General features: G+C 63.8%; 11 protein-coding genes, 1 tRNA gene and 3 rRNA genes. 7 read left to right on the top strand and 8 right to left on the bottom strand.

Annotated features, from left to right (window positions below):
* Positions 1 to 8: 8 nt before the first annotated feature.
* Positions 9 to 1253 (bottom strand): helix-turn-helix domain-containing protein, encoded by a 1245-nt coding sequence (locus tag KTR9_RS18860; protein WP_014927706.1) that lies wholly within the window; start codon positions 1251 to 1253, stop codon positions 9 to 11.
* Positions 1254 to 1415: 162 nt separating this feature from the next.
* On the opposite strand from KTR9_RS18860, the gene KTR9_RS18865 reads away from it, so the two are divergent.
* Positions 1416 to 3284: a flavin-containing monooxygenase gene (locus KTR9_RS18865; protein WP_014927707.1), complete on the top strand. Its 1869-nt coding sequence runs from the start codon at positions 1416 to 1418 to the stop codon at positions 3282 to 3284.
* A 56-nt stretch (positions 3285 to 3340) separates the two neighbouring features.
* Here KTR9_RS18865 and rrf read toward each other — a convergent pair.
* The 4 genes from rrf to KTR9_RS18885 all read right to left on the bottom strand — a co-directional run bounded on the left by rrf (position 3341) and on the right by KTR9_RS18885 (position 9619).
* A 5S ribosomal RNA gene (rrf, locus tag KTR9_RS18870) occupies positions 3341 to 3457 on the bottom strand.
* A gap of 124 nt (positions 3458 to 3581) precedes the next feature.
* A 23S ribosomal RNA gene (locus KTR9_RS18875) occupies positions 3582 to 6716 on the bottom strand.
* A gap of 443 nt (positions 6717 to 7159) precedes the next feature.
* Positions 7160 to 8682, bottom strand: a 16S ribosomal RNA gene (locus KTR9_RS18880).
* The 16S, 23S and 5S rRNA genes sit together here, the layout of an rRNA operon.
* Before the next feature lie 860 nt (positions 8683 to 9542).
* A tRNA-Met gene (locus KTR9_RS18885) sits at positions 9543 to 9619 on the bottom strand.
* 218 nt (positions 9620 to 9837) lie between these two features.
* Here KTR9_RS18885 and KTR9_RS18890 point away from each other — a divergent pair.
* Positions 9838 to 10122, top strand: coding sequence for a hypothetical protein (locus tag KTR9_RS18890; protein WP_010843956.1), 285 nt, complete (start codon positions 9838 to 9840; stop codon positions 10120 to 10122).
* 44 nt (positions 10123 to 10166) lie between these two features.
* Here KTR9_RS18890 and KTR9_RS18895 read toward each other — a convergent pair whose 3' ends face one another.
* Positions 10167 to 13121: a UPF0182 family protein gene (locus KTR9_RS18895; protein WP_238553941.1), complete on the bottom strand. Its 2955-nt coding sequence runs from the start codon at positions 13119 to 13121 to the stop codon at positions 10167 to 10169.
* Between the two features lie 220 nt (positions 13122 to 13341).
* Here KTR9_RS18895 and KTR9_RS18900 point away from each other — a divergent pair, with 220 nt between their 5' ends.
* Positions 13342 to 13887, top strand: a complete 546-nt coding sequence (locus tag KTR9_RS18900) for a PPA1309 family protein (protein WP_044507070.1) — start codon at positions 13342 to 13344, stop codon at positions 13885 to 13887.
* Positions 13888 to 13908: 21 nt separating this feature from the next.
* Here the strand turns inward: KTR9_RS18900 and KTR9_RS18905 are convergent, their stop codons facing one another.
* Complete coding sequence (locus KTR9_RS18905; RefSeq protein ID WP_044507073.1) at positions 13909 to 14973, bottom strand: YlbL family protein; 1065 nt, start codon at positions 14971 to 14973, stop codon at positions 13909 to 13911.
* 146 nt (positions 14974 to 15119) lie between these two features.
* Here KTR9_RS18905 and KTR9_RS18910 point away from each other — a divergent pair, with 146 nt between their 5' ends.
* The 3 genes from KTR9_RS18910 (at position 15120) to KTR9_RS18920 (ending at position 18982) form a co-directional block, all read left to right on the top strand.
* On the top strand, positions 15120 to 16616 hold the full coding sequence (locus KTR9_RS18910; protein WP_014927711.1) for a zinc-dependent metalloprotease: 1497 nt from the start codon (positions 15120 to 15122) through the stop codon (positions 16614 to 16616).
* A gap of 86 nt (positions 16617 to 16702) precedes the next feature.
* Entirely contained in the window at positions 16703 to 17650 is a 948-nt protein-coding gene (locus KTR9_RS18915; RefSeq protein WP_014927712.1) for a hypothetical protein, read from the top strand.
* Positions 17651 to 17665: 15 nt separating this feature from the next.
* Positions 17666 to 18982 (top strand): ABC1 kinase family protein, encoded by a 1317-nt coding sequence (locus tag KTR9_RS18920; RefSeq protein ID WP_014927713.1) that lies wholly within the window; start codon positions 17666 to 17668, stop codon positions 18980 to 18982.
* A 94-nt stretch (positions 18983 to 19076) separates the two neighbouring features.
* Here KTR9_RS18920 and KTR9_RS18925 read toward each other — a convergent pair whose 3' ends face one another.
* Positions 19077 to 19367 carry a WhiB family transcriptional regulator gene (locus KTR9_RS18925; RefSeq protein WP_044507075.1) on the bottom strand — a complete coding sequence of 97 codons (291 nt, stop codon included), beginning with the start codon at positions 19365 to 19367 and terminating at the stop codon, positions 19077 to 19079.
* A 335-nt stretch (positions 19368 to 19702) separates the two neighbouring features.
* Between KTR9_RS18925 and KTR9_RS27620 the strand changes: the two genes are divergently transcribed.
* The gene (locus tag KTR9_RS27620; RefSeq protein WP_158409759.1) at positions 19703 to 19888 is read left to right on the top strand and encodes a hypothetical protein; all 186 of its coding nucleotides are present in this window, start codon (positions 19703 to 19705) and stop codon (positions 19886 to 19888) included.
* The last annotated feature ends 82 nt before the right edge of the window (positions 19889 to 19970 follow it).

Genomic DNA, 19970 nt, shown 5'->3' on the forward strand with positions numbered 1-19970 from the left:
CGCGCCGATCAGTCGTTCGCGTCGAGCACCTCGACGTCGACCCCGTCGACGAAGCGGTACGGTCCCGCCACGAGCAGACCGCCGAAGTGCTTGCGCAGACGGGACATCTCGGCACGGACCGTGACCGTGCGGTCGTCGACACCGAACAGATGAGTCGACAACCGGGCCGCGGTGACGCCCTCGGGATGGCGCGCCAGGAAGGTGAGTATGTCACCGTGGCGCGGCGAACACCGGTGCGTCCACGCACCACTGGCGCCTTCGACGGTGACCTCGACGTTGCCGCCACCCGGCGAGCCGGTCGGCACCCGCAGGACCACCCTGGTGGTCGCGCGGTGCGACGTCTCCGCGACTCGTACCAACCACCCACCGGGTAGCGCCTCGACGTCGCACTCGCCGAGCGCGTTCACGAAGATCCGGCCGGGCCCGAGGCGCGGTGGCAGGATGAGCCTCGATCGGGGGGACACGGTGTCGACCGCCGCGACCCAGCCGTCGGTGTCGACCGCCAGCGCCGGGCCCGGCATCCGCGCGAGGATCGGCGCGGCAACCGCCCGCAGCGAATCGAGACGGCGGTGGTGGCTCTCGCGGAGTTGCGACTCGGCGAGACGGGCGACCGCATGCACGAGCGCCAGGGTGGTCGGATGGATGGTGGCGGCCGGACCGCTGACATCGACGACACCCAACGTCTCGCCGGTCCGTGGGTCCTTGATCGGCGCACCGGTGCAGGTCCACGAATGGTGGCTCCGCACGAAGTGCTCGGCCGAGAACACCTGAACCGAACGACCGGACATCAGTGCCGTACCGATCGCGTTGGTCCCCACGGACCCCTCGGCCCAGTCCGCACCCTCGACGAATCCGAGATCGTCCGCGCGCGTGAGCACCTTCGACGACCCGCTGCGCCACAGCACGTGCCCGTCCGCATCCGAGACGACCAGGATGTTGTCACCGTCGGCGATCAGCGAGTCGAGGCCGCGAGCCAGCTCGTCGACGACTTCGGCGAGGCCGGAGCGTCGGCGCCGATCCTCCAGCTCGTCGAGCCGCAGGGTCCGTTCGCTGACGCAGGCCACGTCCGGGTCCAGGCCGGCACGACGGAGCCGCTGCCACGAGTCGTCGATGACGCCGCGCGGACGCGCCGGCATGCGCCCGCCCGACATCGCGGCGTCGTGAACCGCGCTGAGAACGGACGCGAACTCGCGAGGATCGTCACCGGCGTGCACCGCGGGCTCCAGGTCGGAGACCGACTCGTAAGCGTTCATCCCCTTGATTGTGCGTCACGTCACACACAACGACAACGCGCCCCTTCCCTCGCAACCCCCTGCAACCCTTGCCGCCACCCGGCGCCGGGGCGTCTGCTGTCCACAACCCGCTGTGTTCCACATCACGATCGCGGGCACACACCTGAGGCCTGAGGAGGCATCATGACCCAGACACTGGAACCGGTCGTCCCGCTCGATCGCACCCCCCAGCAGCGGATCGAGACCTGGCTGCGCGAGTTCGAGTCCGCGCTCGGCGCGCTCGACATCGCGAGGGCCACGAACGCCTTTCTGACCGACAGCTACTGGCGTGACCTCACGGCGTTCACGTGGAACATCAAGACAGTCGAAGGCCACGAGCAGATAGCCGACATGCTGACCGCTCGTCTCGCCGACACCCGGCCGTCGAACTTCACCACCACCGAACCGGCCACCGACGACGGCGACGGGGTGGTCTCGGCGTTCATCGCGTTCGAGACCGCCGTCGGACGCTGTGAAGGACACCTGCGCATCCGACGCAGCGTCGGCAGTCCGGACGTCGGCGGAGAAGACGTCGGCGAGGAGGACAAGGCCTGGACGCTGCTGACGACGATGCAGGAGCTCAAGGGCCACGAGGAGCCGGCCGGCCCGAACCGCCCGCTCGGCGCCGTGCACGGTTCCGACCCCGACACCCGTTCCTGGGCGGAGAAGAAGGCCGACGAGGACCTGGCACTCGGTCGAACCACGCAGCCGTACGTCCTGGTCATCGGCGGCGGGCAGGGCGGCATAGCGCTCGGTGCGAGACTTCGCCAGCTCGGAGTCCCCTCGATCGTGGTCGACCGCCACGAACGTCCCGGGGATCAGTGGCGCAAACGGTACAAGTCGCTGTGCCTGCACGACCCGGTCTGGTACGACCACCTGCCGTACCTGCCGTTCCCCAGCAACTGGCCGGTCTTCGCACCGAAGGACAAGATCGGTGACTGGCTGGAGTTCTACACCAGGGTCATGGAGGTTCCGTACTGGAGCAAGACCACATGCCTGTCCGCGGCCTACGACGACGCGGAGGCCCGCTGGACCGTCGAGGTCGACCGCGACGGAGAGCGCCTCACACTTCATCCGACGCAACTGGTGCTCGCGACGGGAATGTCCGGCAAGCCCGCGGTCCCGTCTGTCCCCGGGCAGGATGTGTTCGCCGGCGAGCAGCACCACTCGAGCGCGCACCCCGGCCCCGACGGTTATGTCGGCAAGAAGGTCGTCGTCATCGGCTCGAACAACTCCGCACACGACATCTGTAAAGCTCTGGTGGACAACGGCGTCGACGCGACGATGGTGCAGCGCTCCTCGACCCACATCGTGAAGTCCGACTCGCTGCGGTCGATCGCCCTCGGCTCGCTCTACAGCGAGGAGGCGGTTGCTTCCGGGATGACGACCAAGAAGGCCGATCTGACCTTCGCGTCACTGCCCTACCGGATCATGCACCAGTTCCAAGTACCCGTATACGACCAGATCCGCGAGCAGGACAAGGACTTCTACGACCGACTCGAGGCGGCCGGCTTCCGACTCGACTTCGGCGACGACGACTCCGGACTCTTCATGAAGTACCTACGCCGCGGGTCCGGTTACTACATCGACGTCGGTGCCAGCGAACTCATCGCCGACGGGACGATCAAGCTCGTCCACGGGCAGCTCGACCACCTCACCGACAACGCCGTGGTACTCGCCGACGGCACCGAGATCGAGGCCGACGTCGTCGTCTACGCGACCGGCTACGGATCGATGAACGGCTGGGCCGCCGATCTGATGGGTCAGGAGGTCGCCGACCGCGTCGGCAAGGTGTGGGGGCTCGGATCCGAGACGACCAAGGACCCAGGGCCCTGGGAGGGCGAGCAGCGGAACATGTGGAAGCCCACCCAGCAGCCGGGCCTGTGGTTCCACGGGGGAAATCTCCATCAGTCACGGCACTATTCGCTCTACCTGGCGCTCCAGCTGAAGGCCCGATACGAGGGCATTCCGACACCCGTCTACGGACTCGCCGACGTGCATCACCTGAGTTGAGCTGGATATGAGAAATGCCCCGCAACCTGGGGTTGCGGGGCATTTCTGAATGTTGTGTTCGGCGGTGTCCTACTCTCCCACACTGATTAAGGTGCAGTACCATCGGCGCTGGAGGGCTTAGCTTCCGGGTTCGGAATGGGGCCGGGCGTTTCCCCTCCGCTATAGCCGCCGTAACTTTGTGAAACAACCACACACGATTGCTAATTTATAGCTTTCGTGTGTTGTTTCAGAAGTACATAGTGGATGCGAACACAACCAGAAACCAAAGAATAGGTTTGTGGTGATGTTGTGGGTGTTGTTGGTAAGTCCTCGGCCGATTAGTACCAGTCACCTGAACACATTGCTGTGCGTACAGTTCTGGCCTATCAACCCCATGGTCTGTAGGGGGCCTTAACCCCGCAAAGGGGGTGAGAAACCTCATCTTGGAACAGGCTTCCCGCTTAGATGCTTTCAGCGGTTATCCCTTCCGAACGTAGCTAACCAGCAGTGCCCCTGGCGGGACAACTGGCACACCAGAGGTTCGTCCGTCCCGGTCCTCTCGTACTAGGGACAGGTTTCCTCAAGTTTCTTACGCGCGCGGCGGATAGAGACCGAACTGTCTCACGACGTTCTAAACCCAGCTCGCGTGCCGCTTTAATGGGCGAACAGCCCAACCCTTGGGACCTACTCCAGCCCCAGGATGCGACGAGCCGACATCGAGGTGCCAAACCATCCCGTCGATATGGACTCTTGGGGAAGATCAGCCTGTTATCCCCGGGGTACCTTTTATCCGTTGAGCGACACCGCTTCCACTTGCCGGTGCCGGATCACTAGTCCCGACTTTCGTCCCTGCTCGACATGTACGTCTCACAGTCAAGCTCCCTTGTGCACTTACACTCAACACCTGATTGCCAACCAGGCTGAGGGAACCTTTGGGCGCCTCCGTTACCTTTTAGGAGGCAACCGCCCCAGTTAAACTACCCACCAGGCACTGTCCCTGAACCCGATCAGGGTCCGAGGTTAGAAGTCCAATACGATCAGAGTGGTATTTCAACAACGACTCCATGAACACTGGCGTGCCCACTTCACAGTCTCCCACCTATCCTACACAAACCGAACCGAACACCAATACCAAGCTATAGTGAAGGTCCCGGGGTCTTTTCGTCCTGCCGCGCGTAACGAGCATCTTTACTCGTACTGCAATTTCGCCGAGTCTGTGGTTGAGACAGCAGAGAAGTCGTTACGCCATTCGTGCAGGTCGGAACTTACCCGACAAGGAATTTCGCTACCTTAGGATGGTTATAGTTACCACCGCCGTTTACTGGGGCTTAAATTCTCAGCTTCGCCACCAAAGTGACTAACCGGTCCTCTTAACCTTCCAGCACCGGGCAGGCGTCAGTCCGTATACATCGTCTTACGACTTCGCACGGACCTGTGTTTTTAGTAAACAGTCGCTTCTCTCTGGTCTCTGCGACCCACACCAGCTCAGACAGTAAATGCCGTCACCAGGATGGGTCCCCCTTCTCCCGAAGTTACGGGGGCATTTTGCCGAGTTCCTTAACCACAGTTCTCTCGATCGCCTTAGTATTCTCTACCTGACCACCTGTGTTGGTTTGGGGTACGGGCCGTGTACCAACTCACTAGAGGCTTTTCTCGGCAGCATAGGATCATGGAATTCACCGCAACGGCTACGCATCACCTCTCAGGCTTCATGAACGACGGATTTGCCTATCGCTCGCCCTACAGGCTTACACCAGTACAACCACTGACTGGCCCCACTACCTTCCTGCGTCACCCCATCGCTTGCCTACTACCAGCCAAGGTCCCATGCATCACCCCAACTCGGCACCCGAAGGCACTCTCGTGAGGATCAGGATGGTTAGTACAACTGATTCAGCATGGGCGCGGATACACGGGTACGGGAATATCAACCCGTTGTCCATCGACTACGCCTGTCGGCCTCGCCTTAGGTCCCGACTCACCCTGGGCGGATTAGCCTGGCCCAGGAACCCTTGGTCATTCGGCGGCAGAGTTTCTCACTCTGCTTTCGCTACTCATGCCTGCATTCTCACTCCCACACCCTCCACCACTAGATCACTCTGTAGCTTCCACGGATGCAGGACGCTCCCCTACCCACCCACACACCTGGCCAACCACCCGTAGGCAGAAGGCGGGCTAAATGTGAGTGCCGCGGCTTCGGCGGTGTACTTGAGCCCCGCTACATTGTCGGCGCAGGATCACTTGACCAGTGAGCTATTACGCACTCTTTCAAGGGTGGCTGCTTCTAAGCCAACCTCCTGGTTGTCTTCGCGACCCCACATCCTTTTCCACTTAGTACACGCTTAGGGGCCTTAGCCGGCGATCTGGGCTGTTTCCCTCTCGACTACGAACCTTATCGCCCGCAGTCTCACTGCCACACTCTCACTTACCGGCATTCGGAGTTTGGCTGACGTCAGTAACCCTGTGGGGCCCATCGGCCATCCAGTAGCTCTACCTCCAGTAAGAAACATGTGACGCTGCACCTAAATGCATTTCGGGGAGAACCAGCTATCACGGAGTTTGATTGGCCTTTCACCCCTACCCACAACTCATCCCCTCCATTTTCAACTGAAGTGGGTTCGGGCCTCCACGACGTCTTACCGACGCTTCACCCTGGCCATGGGTAGATCACTCCGCTTCGGGTCTAGACCCGGCGACTCAAACGCCCTATTCAGACTCGCTTTCGCTACGGCTACCCCACACGGGTTAACCTCGCCACCGAGCACTAACTCGCAGGCTCATTCTTCAAAAGGCACGCCATCACCCACCACCACAAGGGTGCGCAGGCTTTGACGGATTGTAAGCGTCCGGTTTCAGGTACTATTTCACTCCCCTCCCGGGGTACTTTTCACCTTTCCCTCACGGTACTAGTCCGCTATCGGTCACCAGGAAGTATTCAGGCTTACCGGGTGGTCCCGGCAGATTCACAGCAGATTCCACGAGCCCGCTGCTACTTGGGGACACCGTCACGCAAGACCATGTGTTTTCAGCTACCGGACTCTCACCGACTACGGCAGACCATTCCAGGCCACTTCACCTAACACACGATTTTCTGACTCACGCTTCCACAGGCAGATGGAAGAAGACGAACCCCACAACCCCACACACACAACCCCTACCCGGTATCACATGCGCATGGTTTAGCCTCATCCGCTTTCGCTCGCCACTACTCACGGAATCACAATTGTTTTCTCTTCCTATGGGTACTGAGATGTTTCACTTCCCCACGTTCCCCCCACACAGCCTATACATTCAGCTGGTGGTAACACGACATCACTCGTGCTGGGTTTCCCCATTCGGACACCCTCGGATCACAGCTCGTTTGACAACTCCCCGAGGACTATCGCGGCCTACCACGTCCTTCATCGGCTCCTGGTACCAAGGCATCCACCGAACGCCCTTACACACTTACAACAACACCTACAAACAACCCCCACCACACAACCCCACAAAGAGAGTCACGCCGCGAGGACCGAATGTAGACATCACCACAACAAACAAATCATTTTCTGCTAAATCACAGACCAACAAAAGTTGGTTTGAAATAAAGATGCTCGCATCCACTATGCACTTCTCAAACAACACACACCATGAAGCTTCCGGTATCTCCGCATCCCATCACAGGACACCTCACGAACACCCTCAACCCCACAGCTAGGTCAGAGACAACACTGGTGTGTTCCCTCAGAACCCCGATAGCGTGACGATGAACCCGCCGGCCCTCACGAGCACTGGCAGTCACCCCGCACCGACACCAGAAAGCGCCGAGCATGGATGTGTCTGATGTTTCACCCTTGAACACACACACGCCGCAGAACAAACGCCTGCTGAAACATGTGTTGTTGTGTGCTCCTTAGAAAGGAGGTGATCCAGCCGCACCTTCCGGTACGGCTACCTTGTTACGACTTCGTCCCAATCGCCGATCCCACCTTCGACAGCTCCCTCCCACAAGGGGTTAGGCCACCGGCTTCGGGTGTTACCGACTTTCATGACGTGACGGGCGGTGTGTACAAGGCCCGGGAACGTATTCACCGCAGCGTTGCTGATCTGCGATTACTAGCGACTCCGACTTCATGGGGTCGAGTTGCAGACCCCAATCCGAACTGAGACTGGCTTTAAGGGATTCGCTCCACCTCACGGTATCGCAGCCCTCTGTACCAGCCATTGTAGCATGTGTGAAGCCCTGGACATAAGGGGCATGATGACTTGACGTCATCCCCACCTTCCTCCGAGTTGACCCCGGCAGTCTCCTGCAAGTCCCCGGCATAACCCGCTGGCAATACAGGACAAGGGTTGCGCTCGTTGCGGGACTTAACCCAACATCTCACGACACGAGCTGACGACAGCCATGCACCACCTGTACACCAACCACAAGGGAACGACTATCTCTAGCCGCGTCTGGTGTATGTCAAACCCAGGTAAGGTTCTTCGCGTTGCATCGAATTAATCCACATGCTCCGCCGCTTGTGCGGGCCCCCGTCAATTCCTTTGAGTTTTAGCCTTGCGGCCGTACTCCCCAGGCGGGGTACTTAATGCGTTAGCTACGGCACGGATCCCGTGAAAAGGAACCCACACCTAGTACCCACCGTTTACGGCGTGGACTACCAGGGTATCTAATCCTGTTCGCTACCCACGCTTTCGCTCCTCAGCGTCAGTTACTACCCAGAGACCCGCCTTCGCCACCGGTGTTCCTCCTGATATCTGCGCATTTCACCGCTACACCAGGAATTCCAGTCTCCCCTGTAGTACTCAAGTCTGCCCGTATCGCCTGCACGCCTACAATTGAGTTGCAGAATTTCACAGACGACGCGACAAACCGCCTACGAGCTCTTTACGCCCAGTAATTCCGGACAACGCTCGCACCCTACGTATTACCGCGGCTGCTGGCACGTAGTTGGCCGGTGCTTCTTCTCCAGGTACCGTCACTCACGCTTCGTCCCTGGTGAAAGAGGTTTACAACCCGAAGGCCGTCATCCCTCACGCGGCGTCGCTGCATCAGGCTTGCGCCCATTGTGCAATATTCCCCACTGCTGCCTCCCGTAGGAGTCTGGGCCGTGTCTCAGTCCCAGTGTGGCCGATCACCCTCTCAGGTCGGCTACCCGTCGTCGCCTTGGTAGGCCATTACCCCACCAACAAGCTGATAGGCCGCGGGCCCATCCCACACCGCAAAAGCTTTCCACCAACCACCATGCGACAGTTGGTCATATCCGGTATTAGACCCAGTTTCCCAGGCTTATCCCAGAGTGCAGGGCAGATCACCCACGTGTTACTCACCCGTTCGCCACTCGAGTACCCAGCAAGCTGGGCCTTTCCGTTCGACTTGCATGTGTTAAGCACGCCGCCAGCGTTCGTCCTGAGCCAGGATCAAACTCTCCATGAAAAAACAGCGAAACAAAACCAACCCCCAAAAGAGCCGGCGTTTCAACAATAATCAGGAAAGCACAACCTGACCAAAATAAACCTAGCAAAAATGTGACACCCAGACGGGGCCGAGCGCCACACAAAACAAACATCTACATCCGCAAAGGATGCACGATGCCAAAAATGGCATCAGACAATTCATCATCACACTATCGAGTTCTCAAAGAACACACACCCACCAGCTACCCACCCCAACCAGGGCTCTCACCAGCAGACTTGCATGTCAACCTACCAAGCCACCCCGTCTCCGAGGCAACTCTTCCAACCTACCAGACACCATCTCCGGCCCGCAACTCCGAAGAAATTCCGGACTGAAGGAGATCTGGCAACCCCAACCAACCCAGCCAAGACACAAAGTCCCAACCAGAACAATCAGGGGCGGTCAGCCACAAACCCGATCTCCACTCCCCGAACCAGACCCTTCCAGGCCCTCCGGGGCGGCGCCGTGGCGCGCTGACTCGACATAAGTTACGCACCACTCCACTCGGCGTCAAATCGCCTGGTCACAGGCGGTCTGGAGCTCGTGTCACCGGCATACCCGTGCAGACTTCGTGCGGCTGTCCCCGCCAAACCGGTCGATCGGCACCCGGGGCGGCAGGGCACGTGATCGGCGGCGGCCTTCTCGCCGTCGACCGGGATCAGCAGATCGGATCACCCGACCTCGACTCGAAACACCTCGAGTCCGGCGGGCGAGTCGACCGGTGTGAGTGCGCCGGCCTCCCCTCGCAGGATCGTCGTCGCCGAGAGGACCTCGCCCACGAGGTTCCGCCAGATAGCAAGAACCCCCGCCCGGGAGTCCCGGGCGGGGGTTCTTGGTGTTGGTAGCGGGGACAGGATTTGAACCTGCGACCTCTGGGTTATGAGCCCAGCGAGCTACCGAGCTGCTCCACCCCGCGTTGGTGAACACAACGTTACACAGCGGTTCGTCAGCGATGCAAATCGATACCCCAACCGGTGGCGACCTGGGCAAACACCAGTGACGGCGGTCACTTCGGGCACGTAGCCGCAGGTCGGCGTCAGGTCGCCGAAGGCTGCCGGCGTGCGTCCGCGAATGTGATGCCGGTCACATCGGGCGTACACTCGGCACACGAGAGGCCACCGCCGAGGAGGAACCATGAACACGCACCGTTTCCACCACGAGAGCCACGGCAATCATCCGATGAGCTTCGTCGGTTTCGTCCTGGCGCTGGGCGGGTTCGCCATGGCCGCACTCTGGCTGGTCCACATGGCCGTCGGCAACGTGGGTACCGCGATCGTCTGCGGTCTGCTGATGGTCGCCGCGTTCGCCGCCGCGGTGTCGATCTTCTTCTCGCTGGGTCATCGGCACCATCACAGTCCGGTACTCCCCGACAACACCCCCAACGAAACCGAGCGCTACCTGCGGAAGTATCGCGGTTAGCGATACCTCGCGCACGTAGCGCTCGGTGACAGGGCGACCCTCGACTAGTTGGGTGCCGCCAGTGACTCGTACCTGGCAACAGCCTGGCTCAACTGGTCGAGCGCCTGGCCGTATGCGGCGAAGTCCCCACCCTGCTGAGCTTGGCGCAAGGCCGTGATGGCATCTCCGATGGCCTTCGCGGCAGCATCGCGCTCTGGCGAATCACCTTGCTGCGGTGGCTCATTCGGTGTGGGCGTGCCTGTGTCGGGCGTCCCGGCCTGATCCGGCTCGGTCGGCTGCTGATCGTCGGGGACCACCCCCACGGCGGGTGTGATGCCGACCTGCCGCAGTGCCTCGCCGGTCGTCGGCGCATAGCCGATCCGCGCCTCACGCTCGGCAGGCTCGTAGCGGGTGATCACCCGGAACAGGCGGGGGAATGCTTCCTCGCCCTGTGCCTGCGCGTACATCGGGACGACGTAGAGGATTCCGTTGTCCCCCACGGGCAGCGTCAGGAGATTGCCGAATGTCACCGTCGCCGTGTTCTCGAGCGACTTGAGCGATTCGGCGACACGTCCATCGGTCTTCATCGGGTTGAAGGCCTGTTTCGGACCCGACCGCTGGGCGTTTCCGGGCAGCTGCTTGACCGTCATCTGCCCGTAGTTCTCGGGGTTCGACGAGACGGTCACGTAGGCACCGAGGATCGGCCGATTGAGGCGGGTGAGAACCGAGGTCAGCTGGAACGTCGGCTGTCCGCTCTCCGGGTCGGAGGCCACGAAGTAGTACGGCGGCTGATCGAGTCCGCGCTGATCGGCATCGGGATCGGTCGGATCCGCGGGCACCGACCAGAATTCGCTCGCCTGGAAGAACGTCTGCGGCGAATCGACGTGGTAGCGGGTCAACAGCGACCGCTGGATCTTGAAGATGTCCTCGGGATACCGGACGTGTTCCCGCAGCGACGTCTGCGCGTCGAAGTCGGCGCGCGACTTCACCGTTCCCGGGAAAACCTCCATCCACGTCTTCAGCACCGGGTCCTCGGAGTCGAACTGGTACAGCTCCACCTCACCGGTGTAGGCGTCCACGGTCGCCTTCACCGAGTTGCGCACGTACGACACGGTCTTGTTGACCTGGGTCCGGCCGGTCTGGCCGGGATTGAGGTCCTGGGCATCCGCGGTCGCACTCTGCAGCGAGGTCGGCTGCGAATACGGGTAGTTGTCGAGAGTGGTGTAACCGTCGACGATCCACTTGATCGAGCCGTCCTCCATGACCGCGGGGTACGTCTTCGAATCCACCGTCAACCACGGCGCGACCTGTTCGACGCGGTCGCGGGGGTCGCGGTTGTAGATGATCTTCGACGCCGAGTTGATCTCCCCCGACAGCAGGAAGTTGCGCTCCGCGTATTTGGCCATATAGAGCACCCGGTTGAACCAGTTGCCCAGCGACACCCCGGCCGGCCCCTGATAGGTGTACTTGTCGTCACCGATGTCGTGCTCACGCGCCTGTCCGTCGTCGGAACCGACGATCGCGTAGTCAGGGTCGATCTTCGCGAGCAGCTCACCGAAGTAGATGCGGGGCTGGGCCACCTTGATCGGGGCGTCGCGCTTGTACTCCTCGGACTGGTAGTTCGAGGTGTCGCTGACGTAGTAGAACGGGTCGCCGCCGCCGTCGATGTCGTTGACGTCGCGCGACTCGTTCACCCGGTTGGCGGGCGCTGCAACGAACCCGTCCCCGTGGGTGTAGACGAGGTGCTTGTTCAGCCAGTTCTGCTGGTTCTCGAGGTAGCGACTGGGGTCCAGCTCGCGCACCGCGACCACGAAGTCGCGCAGTTCGCCGTCGATGCGATAGCGGTCGACCGCAAGTTGGGTCGGGAATCCGTAGAAGTTCTGCCGCTGTTGCTGCTGGATGAATGTCGGCGACACGACGTTCGGGTCCAGGACGCGGACGTTCGACAGTGTCGGCACGTCGCTGTTCACGAGTGCCGGTGTGGCCGGTCGGGAAGTCCAGTCGTTCTGGGTGACGACCTTGTCCGGCCCGATCCCGTACGCCTCGCGCGTCGACGTGATCGCGCGGTCTATGTATTCGGCTTCTTTCTGCGCCGCGTTCGGCTTGACCGAGAACTGCTCCATCGTGAGCGGCCAGCCGACCCCGATGAGCAACGCGGAGAACAGCATCAGGACGGTGGCGAGTGCCGGCACCCGGAGGTCGCGGAGCACGATCCCGGCGAAGAACGCGACCGCACAGATGACCGCGATCGCCATCAGGATGAGTTTCGACGGCAGCACCGCATTGATGTCGGTGTAGCTCGCGCCGGGGAAGATCTCGGCTTTTCGTTGACTCGACAACAAGGAGTATCTATCGAGCCAGTACGCGGCCGCCTTCAACAGCAGGAAGGTGCCGGCCAGCACCGCCAGCTGGATTCGTGCCGCGGTGGTGACCGTACCGCCGCCCTGGCCCAGACGGATTCCGCCGAAGAGGTAGTGGGTGACCAGGTTCGCCAGGAAGGCGACCACGACCACGACGAACAACAGGTTCAACACGAACCGGTAGAACGGCAGGTCGAAGGCGTAGAACCCGATGTCGAGGTTGAACTGGGGATCGGTCCGCCCGAACGACTGCCCGTGCAGGAACATCTGCACCGTCGCCCAGGATCCTTGCGCGACCAGGCCGGCCAGCGCGCCGATGATCACCGCCGGGACGATCGCGAACCAGCGGACCTTGCCCATGATGGCCGTGCGGTAGCGCGCGAGCGGATCGTTCGGTCCCGCGGTCGGGACGAACACCGGACGGCTGCGGTACGCCAGGGACACCGCGCCGAAGATGATGGCCCCGACGACGATCGTGGTGACCGCGAAGAGGATCACACGGGTCCAGATCACCTTGGTGAAGACGCCGGAATACCCGACGTTGGAGAACCAGAGCCAGTCGGTCGCGAGACCGACCAGGCGTGGCCCGACGAGCAGCAGCACCAGGACGGCCACGCCGAGCCCGATGATGATCTTGCTCCTGCGTGACAGTGTCGGCATTCCCGCCGGCCCTCGGACGCCCACCAGACCCACTCTCCAAAGCTCTCAACCCGGACACCACCCGCACACGATTGCCTGCTGGGCGTGGTGCCCACTGTACTGGCACCACCCGGGTGACCAACTCACTCGGGGCGCCCGCTCAACGATCGCGACACGTCGGTGGTTCCCTCGCGGCACGGCGGGGTCGTCGTCGTGCGGCACTGCGAGGCAAGATGAGCACGTGCCCGGCGACTCGAACACCCCTCGTGCCTTTTCCACCGACGACCTCGGCAGTGCCCTGAGCGAGATCATGGAACACGTCGACACGCGCGGCTGGGGACAGCCGCCGTCGGTGTTCGCGCTGGCACCCACCGCCCTGCTCGCCGAACGTCTTCCCGACGTCATCTCCGCGGACGGCCCGGTCTTCACGCCCGTGGAGGAGGATGTCGCCGACCTCGACGAATTCCTGGCGTCGGCGATCTGGCCCCCGGCGGTCGCCGGCGCCGCGGTGGCCATCGAGATCATCATCGTGGAGCCCGAGGACGACGATGACCTCACGCCGCGCTACGTCGTCACCGAGACCGGCGAGCAGCACCCGGACGAGGAGGTCGCCCGCCTGGTCGTCGGGGTACTGCGCAACGGCACCGACCTGGCCCTGATGCGGCTACGTCCGATCCCCGACGAGGAACCCGAGCTGCTCACCCATCCGCAGCTGGCCCTCGAACTGCGGGCAGCACTGCACGACACCTTCGCCCCCGATGAGCCGGAGACACCCGGGCGGAGCTGACCCGCGGGTGCCGGTGCCGCGTCAGCAGGTCGGCGCGGGACGTCCCGCGCCGATCGCACCCAGCGCGTCGACCGCGCCGTCCAGGGTGTCGACCTTGACCAGCTCGAGTCCGTCCGGTCGCTCGGAGACCGCTTCGGCACAGTTGCGGGCCGGGACGAGGAACACCGTCGCGCCGGCGTCGCGTGCGGCGCGGGTCTTGTGCGTGATGCCGCCGATCGGTCCGACCGCGCCCTCGTCGGTGATGGTGCCGGTGCCGGCGATGAACTTGCCGGAGGTCAATTCGCCGGGACTCAGCTGGTCGATGACCGCGAGTGCCAGCATCATCCCGGCCGACGGCCCGCCGATGTCCCCCACCGTGTAGGTGACCTCGAGCCGGGGATCGGCGTTGACGACCTCCGGGACGACACCGAGATACCCGTCGTCGGGGTTCGCGGGATGCTTGCCGAGCGTGACCGACACGGTCTGCCGGGCGCCGGCACGGATGATCTCGAGCGGGAGCACGGTTCCGGGCGGGTTGTCACCGACGACCTTCCGGAGCTGTTCGCCGGTCTCCACCGGCACACCCCCGGCCGCCACGACCTCGTCACCGGCGCGCAGCACCCCGACCGCGGGCCCGTCCGGTCCGACGCTCGCGACGCGCAGCGCCGTCGGCCGGTCCAGGTAGCGGAGCGCGGCGACCGTCGCGTTCTCCTCCGAACCCGTCATCTGCTGGGCGTTCTCCTGCTGCACCTGTTCGGTGGTGCGGTCGGGCGGATAGACCTGATCACGGGGAGTGAGGGAGTAGGTGCCCGACAACCACATGCCCAGCGCGTCGAAGAGGGAGAGCCCATCCCGGACGGAGACGGTGGTGAGATTCAGGTGTCCGGTCGTCGGATCGGTTGCCGCCCCGTCGATCTGCACGACCTTGCGCTCGACGACCGCGCCGTCGTCCTCCACCTTCGTCGTGCCGAGAGTGTTCAGCGTCGGTCCGGGTCCGAGTGCGGCGTAGGGCACCTGCACCTGTGTGCCCACCACCAGCAACGCCAGCAGGACCACGGTGGAGACCGCGGCCGCGGCGATTCTCCGGAAGCGGGGGCTCGAACTCATTCCGCACACGATAGTGCCCCGCGGCGACGACGAGCCTGCCGCGCCGAGACGATGAGCCGACTGTGCCGAGGCAGCATGAGCCGACTACGCGCAGGGCGAACAGTCGTCGCCGTTTGCGCGCCTCACCGGGCGGTACGGTGGAACCCATGAGTGATCTGCCCTTCGGCTTCTCGTCGTCCGATGACGGCGACGACGACCGCGCCAAGAACAGCGGTGACAAGAACAAGCCGGGCGGCAATCCCGGCGGCAACCCGTTCGGCGGGTCCAATCCGTTCGGATTCGGGGGCGGCCAGGGGTTCGGAGGCGGGCCGGGCGGCGACTTCGACCCGTCGAACTTCGACCCCAACATGATCGGCCAGATGTTCTCGCAACTGGGCAACATGTTCAGCGGCATGGGGGCGGGAATGGCCGGCGGCGGGGACGGCCCGGTGAATTACTCGGTGGCGACCAATCTGGCTCGGCAGCAGATCGGTTCGTTCACCCCCATCCTCGAGAAGGAGAACACCGCGTCGGCCGACGCCGTCCGCCTCGCCGACGTCTGGCTCGACGACGCGACGAACTTCCCCAGCGGGGTCACCCAGACCGTGGCGTGGACCCCGGTCCAGTGGCTCGAGGAGTCCATGGACACGTGGAAGGGTCTGTGCGATCCGGTCGCCGAACAGCTGGCCCGGACCTGGCAGGACAACCTCCCCGCCGAGGCCGCGCAGTTCGCCGGCCCGATGATCGGGATGCTCACCCAGATGAGCGGCATGGCGTTCGGCACGCAGCTCGGCCAGGGCCTCGGACAGCTCGCCAAGGAAGTGCTGACGTCGACCGACGTCGGCCTGCCGCTGGCGCCCGAGGGCATCGCCGTCCTGCTTCCCGAGGCGATCGCGAAGTTCGCCGAAGGTCTGGAACAGCCGGCGCAGGAGATCATCGTCTTCCTCGCCGCGCGTGAGGCCGCACATGTGCGCCTGTTCACCCACGTGGGCTGGTTGCGTCAGCGACTGCTGACCACCGTCGAGGAATACGCCCGCGGCATCAGTATCGACTTCAGCGGGATCACCGACGCCACCGCCGGGATCGACCCGACCCAATTGCTCTCCGACCCTTCGAAACTCGAGGAGCTCATCAACTCGTCGACGTCGTTCGAGCCGACCACGACACCTGAGCAGAAGGCAGCACTCGGCCGCCTCGAGACCCTGCTCGCCCTCATCGAGGGCTGGGTGGAGCAGGTCGTGACGCAAGCACTCGGCGATCGGATCCCGAGCACCGGCGCACTCACCGAGACCATGCGCCGCCGGCGCGCCTCGGGCGGGCCGGCCGAGCAGACGTTCGCGACCCTCGTCGGTCTCGAGCTCCGACCCCGCAAGGTCCGCGAGGCGTCGGAGCTGTGGCGTCGCACGCTGGAGGCGACCGACGTCGCGACCAGGGACGGCGTGTGGGCTCACCCGGATCTGCTGCCCGATTCCGACGACCTCGACAATCCCGCCGGTTTCATCGATCGTCTCCTGGCCGGCGACGAACTCGACGACCCGATCGCACAACTCGAGAAGACCATCGCCGACGAGAAGGCGCGCGGCGATGAGCGCAAGCGCCCCGGTCCCCAGACACCCGAATCCGGAGGCGACCCCGGTGACGACTCGGCGCAAGGCGGATCGTAGATCCACACCCTCGGTGGATCCGGCCGTGTTGTGGATAACCTGCTCACCGAACGTCACTGAAGGCGTCCGGCTGGCAGAGTTGCCGCATGTCGCCAGCCCGGACGAGTTCCAGCGCCATCTCGGCTCCCACCCGCGCGGATCGTTCGACCGCTCTGCCCCGGCTGCTACCGGGTACGCCGATTCTCGTTCAGCCCGGGAACTCGGTCCGGGTCGGGATCGATCCGGCCGACAGCCTGCTCCTCGAGTTCGACGCCGCGGTGTCGGCGCATTCCGTTGCCGCGCTGCTGCGGTCGCTGGAGGACACGTGCACGACGGACACCTTCGCCCGCCGCGCCCGCCGCGCGGGCCTGCACGACGACGACCTCGACCTCGTCCTGAGCAGTCTGGTGGCGGCCGGCCGCGCGGTCGTCGATGTCGATCGCCGCACGCCGGAATTCCGCATCCTGATCCACGGTCAGGGACCGATCAGCGAGCAGCTGACGAGTTCGTTGGGTGGCACGGGCAGATCTGCCCGGCGGACCATGCGCCGACTCCCCGACGGCTCGCTCGACGCCATCGACACCGACCTGGTGATCCTGACCGACTTCGTCGTCCACGACCCGCGGGTCGTCTTCGCGCTGACCCGCGCCCGGATCCCCCACCTGCTGGTCCGGGTGCGAGACGGGGTGGGCATAGTCGGGCCGCTGGTGTTGCCCGGTCTGTCCAGCTGCCTGATGTGCGCCGACCGGCACCGGTCCGACGCGGACCCGGAGTGGCCGGCATTGGCCGTGCAACTGATCCGAACGTCGGGACAGGCGAGTCCGACCATCCTGGCGATGACCACCGCCATCGCGCACTCCCAGATCGAACGGCTGGTGGCCGCCGTGCACGACGAGCGGCCGAGTTCGGATCCGCCGCCGGTCCCGCAGCTGCTGGATCGCGTGCTGGAGGTGCGCGACGACCCGACTCGACTGGACATCAAGCGGTGGTCGCCGCACCCGGACTGCGATTGTCGTCCCGTACCGGATTCACGAGCCAGGTCGTCTAATGTGTGACGCGGAAAGGATGCTATGACCGACATCACCAAAGGACAGGGTCGCCGAAACGCGAAACTGGCTTCTCTTCCGATCGGTATGGCCGGTCGGGCCGCTGCCGGTTTCGGCAAGCGCATGGTCGGCAGGGACCGAGACGAGGTCAACCAAGAGCTCCTGGAGAAATCCGCCGAACAGCTTTTCGCCGTCCTCGGCGAACTCAAGGGCGGCGCCATGAAGGTCGGGCAGGCGCTCTCGATCATGGAAGCCGCCATCCCCGACGAATTCGGCGAGCCCTTCCGCGAAGCCCTCACCAAATTGCAGGCCGACGCCCCGCCGATGCCGGCGGACAAGGTCCACAAGGTGCTCGACCAGCAGCTCGGTACCCGCTGGCGCGAGCGTTTCCAGGACTTCTCCGATGTGCCCGCTGCCTCTGCGTCCATCGGACAGGTCCACAAGGGGGTCTGGTCCGACGGTCGCGAGGTCGCGGTCAAGGTGCAGTATCCCGGCGCCGATCACGCCCTGAAGGCCGACCTGAAGACCCTGTCCCGCATGTCCGGACTCCTGCAGCGCCTGTCCCCCGGCACCGATGTCAAGGCGATGATGGACGAACTCATCGACCGGACCGAGGCCGAACTCGACTACCTCGGTGAAGCCGACAACCAGCGCGCCTTCGCCAAGGCCTACGACGGTCATCCCGATTTCCTCGTCCCCAAGGTCGTCGCGAGCGCACCCAAGGTCGTCGTCTCGGAGTGGGTGGACGGCGTTCCTCTGTCGAAGGTCATCACCACCGGTGACCAGAAGACCCGCGACGATGCCGCCGCGAAGATGGCCGAGTTCGAGGTCAGCTCCCCGTATCGGGTCGGGCTCCTGCACGGCGACCCGCATCCGGGCAATTTCTTCCTGGCCACCGACGGACGTTTCGGTGTCCTCGACTTCGGTGCGGTGGGTCACTATCCGGACGGTCTCCCGCCCGAGACCGGCCCGATCCTGCGACTGGCGCGCGACCAGAAGTACGACGAGCTCAAAGAACTCATGATCTCGGCCGAGTTCATCCGTCCGTCCCACGCGAACAAGGTGACGAGTGCCGACCTCGAGGCCTACCTGCGTCCGTACGTCGATCCGCTCTTCTCCGAGTCGTTCCACTTCACGCGGAAGTGGATGCAACGGGCCGCGGGCAAGGCCACCGACGTCCGGGGCGAGGTGTACAAGACGTCACGAAACCTCAACGTGCCCAAGCGATTCGTGATGGTCTTCCGCGTGCTCGGCGGTTGCGTCGGCATCGCCTCGCAACTCGAGGCGCACGCTCCCTACCGCGCCATCATGGAGGAGTGGGTTCCCGGCCTGGGCGACTGACCCCGCCCCCCGGCAGACACGACACACAGAAACGACACCGACGCCGCGAGCATCACTGCTCACGGCGTCGGTGTCGTTTCGTTCGTTGTCGTTGTCACGCAACGTTCTTGCGCGGGCGGCCGCGGGGGCGCTTGCGTGCGATGACGGCGCCTCGTTCGAAGATCTCGCCGCCCCAGACCCCCCAGGGTTCGGACCGATCGAGTGCGGCCTGCAGGCACTGGGTCCGCAGCGGGCACTCGGCGCACATCGCCTTTGCACGCTCGAGGTCACGGGGGTCTTCGGCGAACCACAGATCTGCGTCGGCGACCTGGCAGGGCAGGTCGAGCCGGGCGGTCGCTGCGCGGTCCGCCGACATACAGGACTCGAGTACGCATTCGACAGTCATTGGGATTCTCCACATCTGCTCGTTTGGGGTGTTGAACCCGAGTCCTCGATGTGGCTCTGTGTCCGAGACCCCTAGCGGGGCGGAGATTCGGATGACAGAAAAAAGAGGGCCACGGGTGTCGCCTCTGCGATTCGCCCGTGGCCCGGATTGTCTCGGAGATCTAACTCCGGGAACTTCGGAACAGAACGGGGAACCGACGCGGCGCGGGTGCTGCTGCTGCGGGCGGTGCGATTCGCGCTACGCGCGCTTCGGCTGCCAGGTGCAGAGCCGCCGGAGGGAGGGCGACCGGGCGTGCAAAGCTCGTGCACGCTCGGGCGACCGGCATCCAGGAGCGGGTGCGACCGGTACGCGCGATGGCGGGCTGGTTCGGCGTCGCCGCATGCGATGTGGTCGCATACGCGCTCGCCGCGCTCAGTTTCGCCGCAGACTGGCAGATGCCGGCCTGGCGCACGATGATTCCGTTCACTGATCCGCTCCTTTCTGGTCTCGTGGCTTTCCGCGTTGTCGTCGGTCGTCGGTGATTCTGCTGGGGCCGCGTGACGGACGCACTCGGCCGATCCCCGTACTGACGGAAATCAGACTAGACGCTGGGCCGAAACACGC

The organism is Gordonia sp. KTR9 (genome assembly GCF_000143885.2).
Classification (GTDB): domain Bacteria; phylum Actinomycetota; class Actinomycetes; order Mycobacteriales; family Mycobacteriaceae; genus Gordonia.

What these genes read in the sequence shown, in the direction of transcription:
- KTR9_RS18925 (WP_044507075.1), bottom strand. Translation starts at nt 19,367, where the DNA reads ATGACTGTCGAATGCGTACTCGAGTCCTGTATGTCGGCGGACCGCGCA.
- KTR9_RS18915 (WP_014927712.1), top strand. Translation starts at nt 16,703, where the DNA reads ATGTCGCCAGCCCGGACGAGTTCCAGCGCCATCTCGGCTCCCACCCGC.
- KTR9_RS18910 (WP_014927711.1), top strand. Translation starts at nt 15,120, where the DNA reads ATGAGTGATCTGCCCTTCGGCTTCTCGTCGTCCGATGACGGCGACGAC.
- KTR9_RS18920 (WP_014927713.1), top strand. Translation starts at nt 17,666, where the DNA reads ATGACCGACATCACCAAAGGACAGGGTCGCCGAAACGCGAAACTGGCT.
- KTR9_RS18865 (WP_014927707.1), top strand. Translation starts at nt 1,416, where the DNA reads ATGACCCAGACACTGGAACCGGTCGTCCCGCTCGATCGCACCCCCCAG.
- KTR9_RS18895 (WP_238553941.1), bottom strand. Translation starts at nt 13,121, where the DNA reads ATGCCGACACTGTCACGCAGGAGCAAGATCATCATCGGGCTCGGCGTG.
- KTR9_RS18860 (WP_014927706.1), bottom strand. Translation starts at nt 1,253, where the DNA reads ATGAACGCTTACGAGTCGGTCTCCGACCTGGAGCCCGCGGTGCACGCC.
- KTR9_RS18905 (WP_044507073.1), bottom strand. Translation starts at nt 14,973, where the DNA reads ATGAGTTCGAGCCCCCGCTTCCGGAGAATCGCCGCGGCCGCGGTCTCC.
- KTR9_RS18890 (WP_010843956.1), top strand. Translation starts at nt 9,838, where the DNA reads ATGAACACGCACCGTTTCCACCACGAGAGCCACGGCAATCATCCGATG.